Here is a 17,323-nt window from a genome sequence, read left to right as displayed (position 1 = left end):
GATTTCGTTTTTTCTAATTGAGCAGGATCGTATGAAGAAGCCTGGAGGATTGTCAATGAATATAGATGAGGAAATTTCCATTTTAGAATACAGTCCCGATTGGGAGAACTGGTTTGAAGAAGAAATAATTTCTCTAAAACCGATTTTTCGACCAAACACTACGTTTGAGCACTTTGGCAGCACATCAGTACCTGGACTCACTGCCAAGCCTATTGTTGATATATTGATAGGACTGCATGGAACATTGGAGATTACTGTTAGCCAAAAAAAGGAGTTAGAACAACTTGGATATGAATGTCTTGGAACAGCTGGTGTACAAGGAAGGATTTATTGTCGAAAGCGTGGCATACGCTCGTTCAACCTCGCAGTAACTCAATTCAATTCGACGTTATGGAATGACAATTTAGAGCTAAGAGATTATTTGCGTAGCCACCCTGATGAGGCCGAACTTTATGCTCAACATAAATTGGACGCATATCACCTTGGATATCGAAAATTATTAGCGTATTCGGATTACAAATCTGATTTTATTGCTCAACTTCTCAAACGTGCAAAGGGCTTCTAGGAACTTTTCGAAATTCATAGATCTATTTGACGGCGTGTTTGTCCTCGAGGTCGACATTGACACATTGAACCGGAGGCTTGACGAGCGACCAGAAAATGAATTTGGCAGAAAAAAAACGGAACGGGAACTCATTGCTCGATTGCACCAAACGAAAGAAGACATTCCAAAAAACGGAATTATAATCGACGCCACCGCACCGATCGAGCACGTCGTTGACGAGATCGTCCGTCAAAGCGAAGAAAATAAACGCCAACGACAGTAACTTACGGTCGCTCACGGACAGCCCAATACACCAGTGCACCTGGATACGAATAGTCCCATCAACTACGAACGGGGGCTTTTGTTCAATAACAATCTTCAACAATCGGGCCTCGATTGTTGAACAAAAAGTAAAAAGGTGGTACATATTATATATGACTAATATGTACCATCCCTTATTTTTATAAATTAGGTCTTGAAAACACTAAACCTAATTGTTTATTCCTGATTAATTGCACTTTCATCCATATAAGCAACTTCCCATAAATGACCGTCTATATCCTGAAACCCCCATATATACATAAAACCATGATCTTGAGGGTCACTAAAAGATTTACCACCAGATGATAATGCCTTATTTACTAACTCATCCACTTGATCCCGGCTTTCAGCTGATAAGCAGAAAATTGCTTCGGAAGAAGTAGCAGTATCTGCAATTTCCTTCTTACTAAACCCTTTGAAACGTTCTTCAATCATAATCATAGCAAAGATATTGTCACTGATGATCATACAAGATGTGGTCTCATCGGAGAATTGTGGGTTGAACTCAAAACCAAGCTCCTTGAAAAAATTGGTGGACTTGTTCGAGTCTTTTACCGGTAAATTGATAAAGATATTTTTAGATGTAAATGCCACTTTTATTACCTCCTGTTAATATTATTGGCAAGAATGCCATGCCCATTTTATTTCCTTTAACTAAACTGCACTGTTAAAGAATATCCCTATAGGTACAGGTTTCTTTACTGAACTACGTGGTATTCCCTTATTTCAGCTGCTGAAGAACTTCTTCCAGGCGGTCCCAAGTTTCGGTGATTCCTTGCAGCATGCCCATGTCCATGACGGTCTTGAGAGACTCTGCCGACGAATATTCAGCACGGTTGATCAGCTTCGTCTTGCTGCCCAAATCGATGAATTCCAATGTAACATCAGTCGATGGCATTGCGTCATTCGTATTGCCTGTGTCATCCGAGAAGAAATCGACGTAGACGATCTTCTCCGGCTCAATGATCATCTTATAAACCGCTTTGCCCCAAGATTCCATACCGTAAAATTCACCTTGGTTTTGATCCACACACTTCATACAGTAGTGCCAAACGCCACCCGGCCGGAAATCGACGTTGCAGACAGGAAGCTCCCAACCTCTAGGCCCCCACCAGCGTTTGAGATGCTCGGGATCTTTAAACATCTTGAAAACGAGGTCGCGCGGCGCGTCAAAAATACGCTCCAGCACTAATACCCGATCGTTCTCCACTCTCGAAATCATTGTGTTGTTGGACATTTCCATTCCTCCCATTAATTTTTGTATTAAGTCGTCACTTTTTTCTGTAGTAATCTTTTTTGTCACAATATCAGTCTTTTCTTTGCTGCAATTCACGCAAATAGTCATCCAAGCGATCGAATCTTTCATGCCAGACATGTTGGAATGACTCCAGCCAATTATCTAGATCTTGGAACGGCTGCTGCCGTAGCTTGTAAATTCGCCGATTAGCAATTGCTTGCACCTCGACGAGTCCTGATTCATTAAGTACACGGAGATGTTTAGAAGTTTGTGGCTGGAGAAGACCAAGTCGTTCAGCAATTTCCCCTACAGTGAGAGGGCCATCACGCAAAAGTTCAACAATGTGTAGTCGGTTGGGCTCAGCTAGTGCATTCAAAGTTGTTGTAATTTTTTTGCCCATATTACTATTCTCCTTTCACATTCAATATAACGCATAGGGAATATTCCTGTCAAGGAATATTAAAAGCTTATTATGTAAAAAAATTTCCTTATCTTTCCCTTCGTTCAAGAATCTCCATTTATTGGCCATTTAATGGATTATGATGATCGCTATTTTTAAAGGACTTTATTGTCTCTTAACATCCATTTCGAATGCTATTTATCGTTTAAAAAGTGTGCAATTTATCTTTTAAAGTCACACAAATGCCAACTTCACTTTTACGAAGTAGGGTTTCCGAAAGGTCGTAGAAAAGTAGAACGGCTTTTCCAGACAATGGACCTTTTCAACACATGCCTGGTCATAAAATAACATCTAAAAAAACTAAACACCTTTCCTTAGACGAATAAAAATATCCAGGAGGCTCACCCTTTCGACTAAAGCGAACATCATCTCAAAGGCTTTAAATATAACCAAATCAGGTCTTACTTTATATTGATTCTGACCTGCTTTTCTCATTCTTCGTTTTCTTCTTGAAACCATTACGAACCATGACAACAATCAGCATCAGCAAGGGAATAATGATAAAAAGAGCGAAAGCAACATAATGAGTGAGGAGACCTTCTTCCGTTTGTTCCGCAAAATCGGAAGCTATCACCATTGACATAAAAGTCAGAATAACGCCAACTGGTAACACAATTTGTTGATGGTTTTTTAACTTGAACAAATCTACTATTCCGATTAATACACTATAAAAATAGATAGATGCTTTGAAAAACACTGTAAGCAGCATCGTAAAAACAACAATAGCATCCATTCGTTGAATAAACTCGAAAAGGTTGACCTTTCCAATGGTTGATAACAAAGGAAAAGTAGATCTCTCCACTTGTTCAATATTAAGCACGGCGATATTTAAACTTGTTGTATAAGTTAAGACAAGACCGCTTGTAATTAAGGCAGACAGCCACACTTTTTTCACTAATTCAGGTCGATTTAAGTAAGGAAGAAGCATCGTAAAAACAAGCATTTCTGTAAAAGGGAAAATAAGTATGTCACGAAAAGCTGTCGTTACGATTGGTTTCCATCCATGTTCAAGAGACGGTTGTAAATTATGGATATCGACATTACCTGAAAGAAATACTAAAAGATTACCTGTGAAGCCCATAAAGACTAGAATGACTATAAATACTTCTGCTGTTCTCCCTACTACTTCAATCCCTAGATAAAGGACATAACAAATGGTAAAAACGAATAAGATAATGATTGCTAATAATGGTGTTTCCGGCAATGTCGATGAAAGCAGCAACTCACTGAACTCACGTGTATTTCTAGCAGAAATGTACAAAAAGAAGAGGATGTATAACAATCCAATCATCCATCCTACGTATTTACCAAATATTTTTCTGGCATATCCGGTAAGTGGTAGATTAGGATATTGACGAAATAAAAAGTAATAAATGAAAAATACGATCATTCCCCCCGCACATTCCTAAAAGAATCGCAAGCCAAGCGTCCTTTTTGGCACCTACTCCATAACTTATGACCAATGCAGTCCCCATCTCAAACATGAACATCATGGCAAATAATTGAATGACGCTAATTTTGGCTTTCTCCATCTTCTAGGCCTCTCCCCTCCTTACTGGCTTGATCCGTACGTTTGTATGTCTCATCTAATCATTCATTCTATCCTAGATTCCTATCTTTAATACTTTTAGGGATCGAGGGATGTGTACTACATTTAGTGCGTCCGTTTTTGTATTGAAGATAAAGTTTTTTCTTCATATTAGCATCGATTAGCTCAGACCTCTTGTAATTGTGTTCGTAAGTGCACCAGGTTTGGCTAAATTAAGAAAAGCGCAAGCGCCTTGATCAGCCTAGGGCAAATAAGACGCTCATGAATAGAAGGCGTTCTTTGCCTTCTATTCATGTTTGACTAGACCCTAGAGCTGATGGCTCCTGGAGCTAGATTCAGAAACGCAAGCTATGTTAAGAAAATATATAAGTTCTGATTATTATAAAGAAAACTCGCCGACTTGCGAGCTTGAAAGGTTGAAGCGTGATGAGTAGTTGCGCTGTTACTTTATACTTAAAATTGGCCACTAAGTCGAATTCCCTTCTTCGCTGCCAATTTATACATTCTTAAAGTGTAAAACTTTCTTATATGATGTAGATGTTATAATAATGATTACGATAAAACACACAAAAAAGCGATTCTATATGAAATCGCTTTTCAACATTTCGTGATGAGGTTGCCTTGTTTCTTTCATTGTCTTCCTCGGTCAGACGGACAACTCTGTATCAATAAAAGAGTTGTTTCTTTTTCTAATTCACGATGTAATTCTTCTCCCATGCGCTTCATACCTTCAATAATTTTCTCTTTAGGCATATTCGAGTAATTTAAACGTAAAGTATTATTCTTTGTGCCATTACTTGCTCAAAACCTATTTATAAAACAACAATCTTTTAGTTTTTATAACGTTTAGTAATGATTTGAAAAGTTTATAAGCTATCCTTACTCTAAAAATGTTTCGAATTCTCAGTTACAGTTATTTTTTCGACCTTTCTCTCTTTTCTAGTCGCAAAAATGATAATTGGAATAAGCAGTAATGAAAGCACAGCACCAGCAATGGAAAGAGCTGCATAACTAGAATATGCTACAACTATTCCTGATAAGCCTCCACCTAATGCTCCTGACAAAGCAATTAAAACATCTACAGAACCCTGCGTCTTAGCCCGAGTAGCTGGTGATGTTGCATCTACAAGAATGGCTGTACCACTAATTAGACCAAAATTCCAGCCAAGTCCAAGTAAAACAAGTGCTGTAATGAGTACGACCATTGAATCAGCAGGACCCATAGCACTTAGAATGCCAGTAGCAAGCAGCGTAACGCCAGAAGCAATGGCCATTGTAACACGGCCAATTTTATCAACAAGAAAACCAGTTACTAACGAAGGTAAATACATAGCACCTATGTGAAATCCAATGACAAGCCCTACTTCATTCAACCCATGTCCATGGTGTCCCATATGTATGGGAGTCATCGTCATAATTGACGTCATCACAAATTGAGTTAGAACCATTACGGAAGCACCTGCAAAAATGCCTCGCCTGTTTATCGATAAAACAGTAGATTTTTCCTCTAAAAGACTATTATTTGTTTGAGTGTCTGCTATTGCTTTTGCAACAATAAAGGGATCAGGACGAAGAAAAATTAAAAGAACCAAACCGGCAAGTAGATAAGCTGTAGCAGCTAATATAAATGGACCAGCTAAAGAAGGAATTCCGATCGATATCGCAAACTCACCCATTACATCCACCAGGTTTGGTCCTGCAACTGCACCGAATGTGGTGGAAACCATGGCCATACTAACAGCCTTTGCTCTTTGTGCCCGGTTTGCCAAGTCTGTTCCTGCGTAACGTGCTTGTAAGTTTGTTGCAGATCCTGCTCCATAGATAAGCAGTGAAATAAATAGAAGGAAAATGCTATTTAATAATGCTGAAATGACTACTCCAATGGCACCGATACCGCCAGCCAAAAATCCTGCCGCAAGTCCAGAACGACGTCCAAATCTCTGAGAAAGTCGTCCCACAAGCAGTGCAGCCCCTGCTGATCCTAAAGTAAATAATGCCGTAGGAAGTCCCGTTACACTATCTGTTCCTAACATGTCTTGAGCTAGAAGTGCCCCCACTGTTATTCCTGCTGCAAGTCCTGCTCCTCCAAAAATCTGGGATATGACAACAACCATTAATGTTCTCTTATATAGTTGTTTTTGTTTTTCTGAAGAACGAATGTAGACTTGTAACCAAGCTGATTGATCGTCTAATTTTTTTACGCTATCTTGTAACATTATCGAACCTACCTTTCTAGAAAACTCATTCTCTTTTATATAGTCCTCCAAACTAGATTTCAAACATCTTAACACGCATAAAAAAACCATACAATATTATAATTGTATGGCAAACGATTTTATAAATGTATATCTTTTAATATTAGGTAAGATCGTTCAGTAAACGTTTAAGGATCATCAATCCTTGCTCAAGCTCTTCAAGCGTTTCTGGTGCACAGACAGCAACCCTTACAGCCCTTTCTGGACAACTATTACCAACGACAAAACGTTCCGCCGCATACACTTGTACCCCATGCTGTGCAGCTAATCTTTCAAATTCAGCTCCTGTGGTTTTGCCTGGTAATAGTAACCAGCGAAAGATACCTGAATCAGTTCCTAAACAGGTATAATCTTCCAAATATCGATTAACGACTTGGTTTCTGCGAATGGTTTGTTCCCGATGAACATCAATGATCGTTTCAAATTGATTCGACACAATCGTACGTGCCGCCAGTTCTGCTAATAATGGTGAAACGGATATATTTAAATTATATAGTGCCTTTGAAATTTGCTCCTTGAATCGACTCGGAACTGCTGCATAGGCTAGTCGTAACCCCGGTGCTATTGATTTCGATAAACTCGCAATATAGATAGCCTGGTCTGGTGCGAATGATGCGACTGCTGGAAGTGTTTTTTCGTTGTGAAGATGATACGTCGCATCTTCAATAATGAACTGATTATACTTTTTGGCAATTGCTGCAATCACTTTTCGATTCTCGACAGACATACAGCAAGCTTTCGGATTATGATAATCTGGAATCAAGTAAATGCCTTTAATTTTGTCATTTTTACACGCATATTCAAAGGCACTTGGACTCATTTCATTGTTCGCTGATTTTATCGGTACAATTTGCACACTAAGCATCGCTGCAACCGTTTTTAAGCCAGGGTACGTATGATGGTCAGCACCAATGCGATCTCCAGGCTTACAAAGACTTGCCAGTGTAGCAGCAATCGCATTTTGGCCCCCGTTAGCAAATAAAATGTGATCAACAGTTGTTTCAAATCCACCTCTTCGGATTAGCTTTACAGCTGCATCCTTTTGCCAAAGGCTTTCGCCTGCTCGACCATAACCAAACCATCTTTCATAATCTGTCTCTTGCAGCATACTTTTTAGTTGCAGCAGCAGTGGCTCGTAAGAAGCATTATCTGGAAGTGTTGCTCCCATTTCAATTAATTGCTTCGGCTTTGTTTCTTCGAGTAAATACGCATTCGATAACGCATCATACGATACAAATGTCCCGCTTCCCACCGATGCACTTAACAAGCCCTTTAACTCACACACTTTAAACGCTTTTGAAATCGTACTCAGATTTAAATCTAAATAATCGGCCAGTTCTCGCTGTGGGGGAAGTTTTGTTCCCGGCAATAAAACTCCGTTTAAAATATCCTCTTCCAATTGCCCTGCAAGTGCTTGATAAATTGGCTTTTTCGTTTTATCAATCGATGGTTTCCAGCTCATCGGATAGTTTTCAAAAGAATTGATCGGCATGATACCCATCCTTTTTTACACAATTATATTATTATATCGTTTTTAAAACTATTATAATTTCCCCTTAATATAATGCCCTTTAGTGAGATATCCGAGCAGCAATTATTTTTACTTATTTTGTCGGATATTGCAAAGGCATAAAAAATGCCTTATTCCAATAACGAAATAGAAATCTCCAAAAATTTGTATAATTTTACATTCTGTACATATTCTATGGGTACAGAATTAAACAGTTGAAAGGAATTAATTCATATGGATCGAAATATCTCACAAGCGATTTTATGGTCACTCATTGGAAGTACGATCTTATCCACAATATTTAGTTTTATTGTGATTTATCGGCTAGAAAGAGGTATCAGGAAGGTATCTAAAATTGAACAGCGTTTAGTTGATACAAAAGGAATGTATAATTTGGTTTGAAGGAAATGTAAAATCAATAAAAAGCCGATCCGTCATTATTCTCCCCCATGTAAGGGTTCCCTGTTAGAGTATGATCATTTTTGATAGTCCTTTAACACCCATTTTTCTTGCTCTTACTTTTTTTGCTACTTTAAATCCTCTTATTTATGAACATTTAACTTATAAGCGGGGAGAACTCCTTTGGATCACCATTAAAATGATCATGTATTTATCCCCCTCATATTGACCATATTTTTCCACCTGTTTATAATTGATAGTAAAGTATAAACGAAAATAACCAAAGGAGATGCAAATATGCCACATTATGCAAGACCTCCTTGTTAAGATTTAGAGTTAAATCGAGCGCGAGCACCTCCACTCCCTGATTGACAAACTGTAATCAGAATGGAGAGGAGTGCTTGATCAGCATGGATTATAGGACGAATATTTGGAAACTATATGGCATTCGTTTTTTTCAGAGCCTTATCCCTGCATATGTGATTGAAAGGTTGTTCTGGGAAGAAAGAGGCATGACGATTCAAATGGTCGTGTACACAGAAATTATTTTTGCGATTACCGTTTTTTTCCTTGAGGTTCCGTCAGGTATTATGGCCGACAAGTGGGGCCGGAAGAACATGATCCTGGTAGGTTCCCTATTGGAAGCCTGTATGTTTCTCATCCTGATTTTCGCAACGGAATTCTGGCATTTCGCAGCTGCGATTTTTCTCTCGGGAATTGCTCGTTCTGCATGCAGCGGAGCGGAAAATGCCCTGCTTTATGACTCATTATTGGTAAATGGTAAGGAACGATTGTTTGAAAAGTATCTTGGTCGCTTGAATGTCTTTGATATAACGGCCGCTATCGTAGCAGCATTAAGTGGAAGTTTTTTGGCAAGCTTGTTTCCCTTTGAATATAACTATTGGTTATCGCTTTCCAGCATGCTTGTGTGTGTCTGTTTGTCGTTCATGCTGTCTGAGCCAGTGGTTAAAAGTGATACCGAGGAATCGTTAGCGTTCAAGGAATATATCATTGCATCTGTGCGGTTCTTCAAAAGGAACCCAAGCGTTTGTCTCGTGGTCCTTTCCGGTATGGTAACGGGTGCCGCCTTGAATTTCATCTGGGAGTTTTGGCAGCTTTACTTGAACAGGCTTGAGATTCCAGTGGTCTATTTCGGATTATTTTCAGCGATGTTTATGCTGTTAAGCCTCCCTGGAAATTTGCTTGCCCACATATTGATCAACCGATTCAGGTACAGAACCTTGCTTTTAGCTGTGGCTGCCGTGTTGGCTATTGGATTTTTATATGTTTCAATTATTAGAGACTTCACTGGTTTAGTAGCAGTTTTCCTGATATTTTTGGTTTCAGGCATCATTGAACCGATTGTTAGCGGATATTTGCACCATAAAATGGATTCCTCGATGAGAGCCACTATTGATTCGTTTCAATCATTGGGGCTGAATGGAGTACTCATCTTGACTGGTTTGGGGTTTGGGTATTTTTCATCGGCATTTGATGTGTTTGGCGGATTTGGGTTTATTGGTTTGATTTGTGGAGGATTTTTTGTATATTTTTTGTTTGCGTCGAAAAAGGCAATTGAATAGAAAAAAGGAAATTGGCTGCCCTTGTGTCACTCTAGACCTCATGGGCAGCCTCTATTACTCTTTCACCTTATTTATCTCTACTATAGTAAGTCTGAGTCCATAATTACTGAAGTAAAAAACTTTTGTTTATTGATCACTTATCACTGTCAATGAACAGTGACAGGCACTTTAAATGATTACATCAATTCCTGAACTGCGGCAGCGATGTCTTTCGGAGTAAGTTTATAGAATTCTTTTAGGTAGTCGACTTTACCGACTTGGCCAAATTGTTCTTTTACTCCAATTCGTTTCATTGGAGTTGGGCAGTGTTCACTTAGTACTTCGGCTACTGCGCTTCCTAAGCCGCCAATAATGTTGTGGTTTTCTGCGGTGACAATGGCTTTTGTTTTTTTAGCATATTTCACGATTACGTCTTGGTCAATTGGTTTAATTGAGAACATATCAATGACGGTTGCTTCGATTCCTTGTTCTTGAAGCAAGTCGGCTGCTTTTAACGATTCTGCTACCATGATGCCGCTCGCAATGATGGTCACGTCGACGCCTTCGCGCAGCACCTTTCCTTTGCCTGTTTCAAAAACTTCACCCTCATCGTAAAGTTTTACCGCATGTTTACGAATGGTCCGGATGTAATGGATTCCGTGCTCTTTTTCAATTTTTCGAAGCAAATAGCGGAGCATGGTTGCATCGCTTACTTCATAAACCGTTGCATTCGGAATCAAGCGAACTAGACCAAGGTCCTCAAATGTCATGTGAGTGCCTCCGTTATGCTCAGCCGTTACCCCCGAATCAGACCCTAATATTTTCATATTCGTCTTTGCATATGCACCGGAAACAAAAAGCTGATCAAAGGCACGACGTGTAGCAAATTGGCCGAAAGTATGGACATAAGGGATTTTGCCTGTTAGCGACAGTCCAGCTGCAACTCCAAGCATATTGGCCTCCATGATCCCGCAGTTGATCAATTGATAAGGAATTTCTTTTATGATTTTATTCGTCGTAATCGCACTCATTAAATCGGCTTCTAAGCCAATCACATTCGGATTTTCTTTCGCCATTTCTAAGAGAGTATTGGCATACGTTTGCCGCATTTCCACTTTATCTAATTCATAGTTTTTGGATGGTGTCTGAATCATACACTCACAGCCTTTCCAAGTTTGTTTTCCAACTCAGCGATCGCAGCTAAAATTGCTTCTTCATCCTCTTGGTTTGGGCGGATATGATGGTTGTCTGCCTTCTCTTCTAAATAAGGCACACCCTGACCCTTGGTAGTATCCAAAATAATGGCAACAGGCTGATTTGTTTGCGCCTTTCCCTTTTCAATAGCTTCATAGATTTGTTCTAAGGAACTTCCATCTACTCTCATAGAATAAAAACCAAATGCTTTAAATTTATCCACAAAATCAAGTGGGTCAATAATATCCTTTGTTAAACCGTCCAGCTGTTTTTTATTGTCATCAACAAACACGAAGAGGTGATTCAATTTATGATGGGCTGCAAACTGGAAGGCTTCCCAGCATTGTCCTTCATTTAGTTCACCATCCCCAACAATACAATACGTAAAATGATCTTTAGCTGAAAGTTTATGAGAAAGTGCGACACCAACTGCTGCTGATATCCCTTGCCCTAAAGACCCTGTCGTCATATCAACACCTGGTGTTAAATTCCGATCAGGATGCGAAGGAAGGGACGTTCCATTTTGATTTAGTGTATAAAGCACTTCTTCAGAAAAAAAACCTTTCACTGCTAAAGTTGCATAAAGTCCTGGGCCGCCATGGCCTTTTGATAAAATAAAATAATCGCGATCTTCCCATTTCGGGTTTTTTGGATCCACTTTCATCACTTCGCCATATAAGACCGCTAAAACTTCAATGATCGACAAACTGCCGCCGTAATGTCCAAAACCAAGATTGTAAAGCTCCTTTAATGTCTTTAACCGAATTTCATCACGAAACGTTTCTAATTTTTGAAAATCGATGCCCATGTAAAATCCTCCCTTATTAAAATGAGGTGGCAAGCACCCTTCCATCATTTAATCATGAGACCTTGGGAAGGGGATTCTACCCAAGGTCTCCTAACTATTTAAAAATTAAGCTCCAATTTGTTTTGAGTTCGTACTTTCTTTACCTTTTTTGAAAAAACCCATTGCTACAGCAAGAACGACTAAGCCTACAACTGTAATCGTAACACCAGCAGCGCCAAACGATTTTGCGACATTTCCTAGAAGAATACCAGATGCAGCAAAGTCAGTATCAGAGAATGTTGTACTTGCAAAGCCTAAATCACCAAGAACAGGCATCAAGAATACAGGAAGGAAGGTAATCAACAAGCCATTGGCAAACGACCCAATGGTAGCACCGCGTACACCACCTGTTGCATTACCGAATACCCCTGCGGTGGCCCCTGTAAAAAAGTGAGGAACTACGCCTGGCAAGATAATAACCGCACCTGCAAAACCAAGGATCACCATCCCGACAATACCGCCAAGGAAACTGCAGAAGAACCCAATTAATACGGCATTTGGTGCATATGGGAATACAATCGGACAATCGAGAGCTGGTTTGGAGTTTGGAACAAGCTTCGTTGAAATCCCTTTGAAAGCGGGAACAATTTCAGCTAACACAAGACGAACACCTGACAGGATCACAAAAACTCCGGCAGCAAACGTAACAGCTTGAATGAGAGAGTATACAAGATAATGAGTGCCTCCGCTAAGCTCTTTCTCTACATAAGAAGGTCCGGCAAAGAGAGCAATGACGAAATACAGAATCGTCATCGTTAACGCAATGGTTACAGAGCTATCACGCAAGAATCCTAATCCTTTAGGGAATTTAATCTCTTCTGTCGAACGAGATCCTTTTCCAACAACCTTCCCTACAAGACCGGACAACACATATCCCAAGCTTGAGAAGTGTCCAAAGCCTACATTGTCATTACCCGTAATTTTACGCATAAATGGCTGACAAATCGCTGGGAAAAACGCCATGATTAGACCTAAAGCAAGAGAACCAACGATAATAAGAGGGACTCCCTTTAACCCTGAAACAACCAAGATAACAGCCAGCATACAAGCCATATATAATGTATGATGACCAGTTAAAAAGATATATTTTAATCTCGTAAAACGTGCGATCAAAATATTAGCCAGCATTCCAAAGAACATGATAAGCGCGGTAACGCTGCCATATTCTGATAAAGCCATCGCCACAATGGCCTCGTTATTTGGAACAACCCCGTTTACATGAAAAGCCTCTTGGAACATCTTACCGAATGGATCAAGCGATCCGACGATGATTCCCGCCCCTGCAGAGATAACGAGAAACCCTAAAAAGGTTTTCGTCGTTCCCTTCACAATTTCACTAACTGGCTTTTTCAAAATAAGCAGACCAACTAGTGATATTAACGCAACCAAAACAGCCGGTGTACTTAAAATATCCATGATTAATTTAAGAATTCTTTCACCCATAATATTGCCCCCTTTTACGAATGATTGATTAAAGCAATCCTTTTTGCTGGAGCACTTCCTTTAGTTTTAAGCGAAGACCTTCCATATCAATAATGCTGTCGATTACAATAACTTCTCCTAAATGACCCATTCCTTCCGCAATGTCCTTTGCAGCAATAAAGAGATCCGCTGAATCTGGAGTTGCTGAGCTAAGATCAGAATGTTCTACTTCGATCCCGCTTACACCAAGCTCGGATAAGATTTGCTGCACATTCATCTCTAACATGAAGCTGCTTCCTAAACCTGAACCACATACTGCTAAAATTTTCATAATCAATTCCCCCTAATAATTTGGTCATTTATGTGTATTAAAAATATCTACTAAACTACTGCAGAATATTGATTAAATAATTCCTTAATCTTTTCAATGGAATCCACTTCTTTTAATAGATCAACATTATTCTTTTCACTAAGAAGTTTCGTCAATTGTGAAAGTGCTTTAAGATGAGTCGTATTATCAATCGCTGCGATGCAAAACAACAAACGCACCGGATACTTTTCATCATTTAGAAAATAAACTGGCTTATTAAGCTTTAAAAAGCTCATCCCCACTTGATTGACTCCCGCTTCAGGCCGTGCATGCGGAATGGCCACTTCAGGACCAATCACAACATATGGACCCAAAGTCTTGATATTTTCAATCATCGCTTCAATATAGGAAGACTTGATGGCTCCTGTTGCCAGCAATGGATTTGCTGCTACTTTAACAGCCTCCTCCCAATCAGAAAGCTGTTCAACAATTTGAACAGTTTCTTCTTTTAAAAGCTCGTTTAACACTGGTTGTTTCCCCCTCTGAACAATTGCTTTTTTATGAAACGTTATTTGGCTTAATGCATTCCTTAAACCTTTTCCATCATAAACATTGGCGAATTTTTCAATCGTTTGGATAAGTTCATTTAATGAAATGTCATGGTATTGAATCCCAAAAAGACGCTGATACACTTGAGTCACTAAGTTATTCTTTTCATTCGGTGTCATGATCGTCTTAACATAAAAGCATGGAAGTGTTGTCTCCAGCTCCACTGTGGTAAAGAGGAGGTCATATGAATCTACACTTTCTTTTTGAAACTCCTGAATCGACAAGGTCTTCTCTACCGTAATCTCTGAAAAAAGCGATTCCAACTGATGTTTAACCATCAGTGAGGAGCTTATTCCACTTGGGCAAACGACAATCGCCCGTTTCTTTTTCGGCATTTCTTTCTTTGGTTTTTCTAACATTGCGCCAAAATGAATCGTGATAAACCCTATTTCCTCCTCAGGAATCGTGATGCTTAATAAGGAGCCAATCGGCAGAAGCAGTTCTTTTACAATCGTAAAAAGCTCTTTATGCTCACTCTTAATTTGCTTAAGCAGCGGATTGTTAATAGGAATGCGGTATTTCATCCGAAAATAAGCCGGCTTTACATGCTGATATAATGTGTGAATCACTTCGTCCTTTTTTTCAAACGCAATACAAGCTTTGGATTCAAAATCAAAGACAAGCTGTTCACATAATTTAAAAAGCAAGTCCCGGCCCATGTCTTGTATAGAACTTCTCCCTAAAGACAAACCAAGCAATTGGATCGTGAAGTAACAAAGCTCTGTTTCTTCTTCCTTAAATTGGAGCATCTGCATTAATGCTTTAGACACCTTCCATATCGGGTCTTTTTTTAATAAATCCATTTCATCAGAATGAAACTGAACCAGCTTTCCTTCTTTTTGACGAAAGAAATAGAATAGAAGAAAATAAGCAAACTGTTTAATCCGTTCCTCCACAAAATGCAGGTCAAACTGTGCTTCGATTTGTAGAAGAATACGGTGGATTTCATTAACACCCATGTACCCAGTTCGATCTTTTAACAAGTAATTCATCAGTTTTTCAAAGTATGGAACTTGCAAAAGCTGTGATAAGTAATACATGATAAGAATTCGTTTATCAAACTCTGTTCCTGCAAGATGATACCCTTTCTGTCTGGAATAACGAATTTCGACCAAGTAGGGCTGATTCATTTCATTCGCCTTTTTAACATCGGATATAACGGTGTTCTTGCTTACTTGTAAAAGCTGCGTCAAATGAACCGATGATATTGGCTCTTGCCGTATAAACAGATAGAGATTGATAAAAATCAATCGTTCCTCTTCCGTTAAAATAAAGCTGCCTTCTTGGCCATTGTTTTCCTTCTTCCGAAAATAATCCTCAACCTCTTTCGGGATCTCAAGATATTGAACACCCCTGTATGGAATAGCAGGTAGAGCTCTTTCTTTCAACCAATGATTGACTTTCTCCAGATCATAAGAAATTTGCCGTTTTGTTAATTGAGTATTTTCCATCACCTGATTCATCGTTGTATGTTTTACTTTTAAAAGGTAGTTCAGCAAAACTGCGGGACGTTTTTCAATCATCATTGCTTTACCTCCTGTCATCATCATATAATAAAACGCTTTCATTAAGATTATCGATTGGGAACAAAAGATGTTAGAGTGATCTGACAAAATTGTACTCATCCCTCTATTGGACTTATCCTTGTTCGATTATGGACAAGAGAGAATCGTTTCACTATAGTTAATAGAAAAAAGGAAAAGGGAGAAATACTATGTATTTAATGGATTTTCATCACCATACCAATCATTCCTTTGACTCCACTGCGATGATGGAAGAAGTATGTATCCAAGCAATCAAGAATCATATAAAAGAGATTTGCTTTACAGAGCATTTTTCTGTCAATCCGTTAGCACCTACCTATGGGCATATGGACTTTACAAAATATAAGAATGATATCCAATACTGCCAGGAAAAATACGGCCAGCACATTTCAATTAAGATGGGCATAGAACTTTGTGAGCCGCATCTTTTAAAGGATCAATATGAGCAAACGCTAAAATCACTAAACTTAGACTTTATTTTAGGATCCGTTCATAATCTAAACAACCAAAAGCTCAGACTGTCCCTCAAGAAGCACAACCTGCATGCCCATACCATATATTTCGAAGAACTTTATCAAATGGTGGCAACAGCGGATATCGACGTCATTGCCCATTTCGATTTAATAAAACGCTATGCCTATAAAGAATACGGGATCTATTCTTTTCATGATTATCAAGAAATCATTGAACAAATCATAAAAAAAGCGATTGATCGAAATATAGGAATGGAAATCAATACATCCGGACTGCGAACACAATTAAACCAAACCATGCCATCTCTAGATATTCTAAAGCTTTACAAAACACTTGGAGGCGAAATTCTAACGATTGGATCAGACTCACACAAAGCGGAATCAGTAGGAGCAAAACTGCGTGATGCCTATTCACTAGCCAAGGAATGCGGATTTGACTATATTTATAGTTTTGACAAGAGGAAGCCAATTCCTATAAAAATAAAATAATGTGAGCCACTATTGATTCGTTTTAATCAGTATGACTGAAAGCAGTACTTATCCTGACAGGTTAGGTATTTTTCATCTTCATATGATTTTTTTGCTCTCGAAGAAAAAGATTTACTCCGATTGAGGGTAAAGAGGATAAGGCATTTGCGATAAAGAAGGCATTACGGAGATTTAGGGAAACAAAAATAGACCCCGATGGATTTAATCGGGGCTTTTCATTTATTTGCTCATTTCAATAATGTCAGATTTCTTCTCCTTACGTGCTGCATCCAGAAGAATGAATACCGCCGATAAAATGTGCATAATCATTCCGACAAAAGGAATCCATCCGATCGCTGACGTGACAATTCCGAGAATATTCCCGTATGCTTTAACGCCAACTTTATTTGAAAGGACCAATACGACGATATGAAAAACAAGCATCACTAATAATGGAGTCCAACCCAAGCCGATAATAATACTTCCACCTATGATGGGTATACCTAGAAACGCTTCAATACCACCGGATATCCACTTTAACATTTTGACTGTTTGTCTGTTCATTCATAACCACCTTTTTTGTTTGGGGATGCTTTAGTTACTTCGTATTTAACATCCT

18 protein-coding genes are annotated in these 17,323 nt (G+C 39.0%); 4 read left to right on the top strand and 14 right to left on the bottom strand.

Going from position 1 to position 17,323, the window contains the following annotated elements; genetic code table 11:
• Positions 1-55 precede the first annotated feature (55 nt).
• The gene (locus ACSVDH_RS03605) at positions 56-565 is read left to right on the top strand and encodes a GrpB family protein (protein ID WP_439253354.1); all 510 of its coding nucleotides are present in this window, start codon (positions 56-58) and stop codon (positions 563-565) included.
• Between the two features lie 22 nt (positions 566-587).
• Here the strand turns inward: ACSVDH_RS03605 and ACSVDH_RS03600 are convergent, their stop codons facing one another.
• The 8 genes from ACSVDH_RS03600 to ACSVDH_RS03565 all read right to left on the bottom strand — a co-directional run bounded on the left by ACSVDH_RS03600 (position 588) and on the right by ACSVDH_RS03565 (position 7,858).
• Positions 588-926 (bottom strand): hypothetical protein, encoded by a 339-nt coding sequence (locus ACSVDH_RS03600; protein ID WP_439253355.1) that lies wholly within the window; start codon positions 924-926, stop codon positions 588-590.
• 116 nt (positions 927-1,042) lie between these two features.
• Positions 1,043-1,459: a VOC family protein gene (locus ACSVDH_RS03595; protein ID WP_439253356.1), complete on the bottom strand. Its 417-nt coding sequence runs from the start codon at positions 1,457-1,459 to the stop codon at positions 1,043-1,045.
• 127 nt (positions 1,460-1,586) lie between these two features.
• Positions 1,587-2,102, bottom strand: a complete 516-nt coding sequence (locus ACSVDH_RS03590; RefSeq protein ID WP_439253358.1) for an SRPBCC domain-containing protein — start codon at positions 2,100-2,102, stop codon at positions 1,587-1,589.
• Positions 2,103-2,172: 70 nt separating this feature from the next.
• Complete coding sequence (locus ACSVDH_RS03585; protein WP_439253360.1) at positions 2,173-2,502, bottom strand: ArsR/SmtB family transcription factor; 330 nt, start codon at positions 2,500-2,502, stop codon at positions 2,173-2,175.
• Between the two features lie 466 nt (positions 2,503-2,968).
• Positions 2,969-3,952: a GerAB/ArcD/ProY family transporter gene (locus tag ACSVDH_RS03580; RefSeq protein WP_439253361.1), complete on the bottom strand. Its 984-nt coding sequence runs from the start codon at positions 3,950-3,952 to the stop codon at positions 2,969-2,971.
• The gene (locus ACSVDH_RS03575) at positions 3,906-4,094 is read right to left on the bottom strand and encodes a GerAB/ArcD/ProY family transporter (RefSeq protein WP_439253363.1); all 189 of its coding nucleotides are present in this window, start codon (positions 4,092-4,094) and stop codon (positions 3,906-3,908) included. Before ACSVDH_RS03575 ends, ACSVDH_RS03580 begins: the two co-directional genes overlap by 47 nt.
• Before the next feature lie 901 nt (positions 4,095-4,995).
• Complete coding sequence (locus tag ACSVDH_RS03570; RefSeq protein ID WP_439253364.1) at positions 4,996-6,327, bottom strand: MFS transporter; 1,332 nt, start codon at positions 6,325-6,327, stop codon at positions 4,996-4,998.
• A 142-nt stretch (positions 6,328-6,469) separates the two neighbouring features.
• The gene (locus ACSVDH_RS03565) at positions 6,470-7,858 is read right to left on the bottom strand and encodes an aminotransferase-like domain-containing protein (RefSeq protein WP_439253366.1); all 1,389 of its coding nucleotides are present in this window, start codon (positions 7,856-7,858) and stop codon (positions 6,470-6,472) included.
• A 252-nt stretch (positions 7,859-8,110) separates the two neighbouring features.
• Between ACSVDH_RS03565 and ACSVDH_RS03560 the strand changes: the two genes are divergently transcribed.
• Both ACSVDH_RS03560 and ACSVDH_RS03555 read left to right on the top strand, forming a co-directional pair.
• Positions 8,111-8,278: a hypothetical protein gene (locus ACSVDH_RS03560; RefSeq protein WP_439253367.1), complete on the top strand. Its 168-nt coding sequence runs from the start codon at positions 8,111-8,113 to the stop codon at positions 8,276-8,278.
• A gap of 407 nt (positions 8,279-8,685) precedes the next feature.
• Positions 8,686-9,858 (top strand): MFS transporter, encoded by a 1,173-nt coding sequence (locus ACSVDH_RS03555; protein ID WP_439253369.1) that lies wholly within the window; start codon positions 8,686-8,688, stop codon positions 9,856-9,858.
• A 176-nt stretch (positions 9,859-10,034) separates the two neighbouring features.
• On the opposite strand, the gene ACSVDH_RS03550 is transcribed toward ACSVDH_RS03555, so the two are convergent.
• The 5 genes from ACSVDH_RS03550 to ACSVDH_RS03530 all read right to left on the bottom strand — a co-directional run bounded on the left by ACSVDH_RS03550 (position 10,035) and on the right by ACSVDH_RS03530 (position 15,745).
• On the bottom strand, positions 10,035-10,991 hold the full coding sequence (locus ACSVDH_RS03550; RefSeq protein WP_439253370.1) for a transketolase family protein: 957 nt from the start codon (positions 10,989-10,991) through the stop codon (positions 10,035-10,037).
• Positions 10,988-11,839, bottom strand: a complete 852-nt coding sequence (locus ACSVDH_RS03545) for a transketolase (protein ID WP_439253371.1) — start codon at positions 11,837-11,839, stop codon at positions 10,988-10,990. Before ACSVDH_RS03545 ends, ACSVDH_RS03550 begins: the two co-directional genes overlap by 4 nt.
• A 105-nt stretch (positions 11,840-11,944) precedes the next feature.
• Complete coding sequence (gene ulaA / locus ACSVDH_RS03540) at positions 11,945-13,321, bottom strand: PTS ascorbate transporter subunit IIC (RefSeq protein ID WP_439253372.1); 1,377 nt, start codon at positions 13,319-13,321, stop codon at positions 11,945-11,947.
• Positions 13,322-13,349: 28 nt separating this feature from the next.
• Positions 13,350-13,631: a PTS sugar transporter subunit IIB gene (locus tag ACSVDH_RS03535; RefSeq protein ID WP_439253373.1), complete on the bottom strand. Its 282-nt coding sequence runs from the start codon at positions 13,629-13,631 to the stop codon at positions 13,350-13,352.
• Between the two features lie 50 nt (positions 13,632-13,681).
• Positions 13,682-15,745 (bottom strand): BglG family transcription antiterminator, encoded by a 2,064-nt coding sequence (locus tag ACSVDH_RS03530; RefSeq protein ID WP_439253374.1) that lies wholly within the window; start codon positions 15,743-15,745, stop codon positions 13,682-13,684.
• A 188-nt stretch (positions 15,746-15,933) separates the two neighbouring features.
• On the opposite strand from ACSVDH_RS03530, the gene ACSVDH_RS03525 reads away from it, so the two are divergent.
• The gene (locus ACSVDH_RS03525) at positions 15,934-16,725 is read left to right on the top strand and encodes a histidinol-phosphatase HisJ family protein (protein WP_439253375.1); all 792 of its coding nucleotides are present in this window, start codon (positions 15,934-15,936) and stop codon (positions 16,723-16,725) included.
• Positions 16,726-16,944: 219 nt separating this feature from the next.
• Here ACSVDH_RS03525 and ACSVDH_RS03520 read toward each other — a convergent pair whose 3' ends face one another.
• The gene (locus tag ACSVDH_RS03520) at positions 16,945-17,268 is read right to left on the bottom strand and encodes a hypothetical protein (protein ID WP_439253376.1); all 324 of its coding nucleotides are present in this window, start codon (positions 17,266-17,268) and stop codon (positions 16,945-16,947) included.
• Between the last annotated feature and the right edge of the window lie 55 nt (positions 17,269-17,323).

Origin of the sequence: Metabacillus sp. Hm71, assembly GCF_051842955.2 — a bacterium.
In the GTDB taxonomy this organism is placed as follows: Bacteria; Bacillota; Bacilli; order Bacillales; family Bacillaceae; genus Metabacillus.
Note: the sequence above shows the minus strand (reverse complement) of the source record. Positions and strands in the feature narration are given on the sequence as shown.

Bases quoted from the DNA above. Each gene is read 5' to 3' on its own strand.
- ACSVDH_RS03605 (WP_439253354.1), top strand. From the start codon at position 56: ATGAATATAGATGAGGAAATTTCCATTTTAGAATACAGTCCCGATTGG.
- ACSVDH_RS03590 (WP_439253358.1), bottom strand. From the start codon at position 2,102: ATGTCCAACAACACAATGATTTCGAGAGTGGAGAACGATCGGGTATTA.
- ACSVDH_RS03585 (WP_439253360.1), bottom strand. From the start codon at position 2,502: ATGGGCAAAAAAATTACAACAACTTTGAATGCACTAGCTGAGCCCAAC.
- ACSVDH_RS03580 (WP_439253361.1), bottom strand. From the start codon at position 3,952: ATGATCGTATTTTTCATTTATTACTTTTTATTTCGTCAATATCCTAAT.
- ACSVDH_RS03575 (WP_439253363.1), bottom strand. From the start codon at position 4,094: ATGGAGAAAGCCAAAATTAGCGTCATTCAATTATTTGCCATGATGTTC.
- ACSVDH_RS03570 (WP_439253364.1), bottom strand. From the start codon at position 6,327: ATGTTACAAGATAGCGTAAAAAAATTAGACGATCAATCAGCTTGGTTA.
- ACSVDH_RS03565 (WP_439253366.1), bottom strand. From the start codon at position 7,858: ATGCCGATCAATTCTTTTGAAAACTATCCGATGAGCTGGAAACCATCG.
- ACSVDH_RS03560 (WP_439253367.1), top strand. From the start codon at position 8,111: ATGGATCGAAATATCTCACAAGCGATTTTATGGTCACTCATTGGAAGT.
- ACSVDH_RS03555 (WP_439253369.1), top strand. From the start codon at position 8,686: ATGGATTATAGGACGAATATTTGGAAACTATATGGCATTCGTTTTTTT.
- ACSVDH_RS03550 (WP_439253370.1), bottom strand. From the start codon at position 10,991: ATGATTCAGACACCATCCAAAAACTATGAATTAGATAAAGTGGAAATG.
- ACSVDH_RS03545 (WP_439253371.1), bottom strand. From the start codon at position 11,839: ATGGGCATCGATTTTCAAAAATTAGAAACGTTTCGTGATGAAATTCGG.
- ulaA (WP_439253372.1), bottom strand. From the start codon at position 13,321: ATGGGTGAAAGAATTCTTAAATTAATCATGGATATTTTAAGTACACCG.
- ACSVDH_RS03535 (WP_439253373.1), bottom strand. From the start codon at position 13,631: ATGAAAATTTTAGCAGTATGTGGTTCAGGTTTAGGAAGCAGCTTCATG.
- ACSVDH_RS03530 (WP_439253374.1), bottom strand. From the start codon at position 15,745: ATGATGATTGAAAAACGTCCCGCAGTTTTGCTGAACTACCTTTTAAAA.
- ACSVDH_RS03525 (WP_439253375.1), top strand. From the start codon at position 15,934: ATGTATTTAATGGATTTTCATCACCATACCAATCATTCCTTTGACTCC.
- ACSVDH_RS03520 (WP_439253376.1), bottom strand. From the start codon at position 17,268: ATGAACAGACAAACAGTCAAAATGTTAAAGTGGATATCCGGTGGTATT.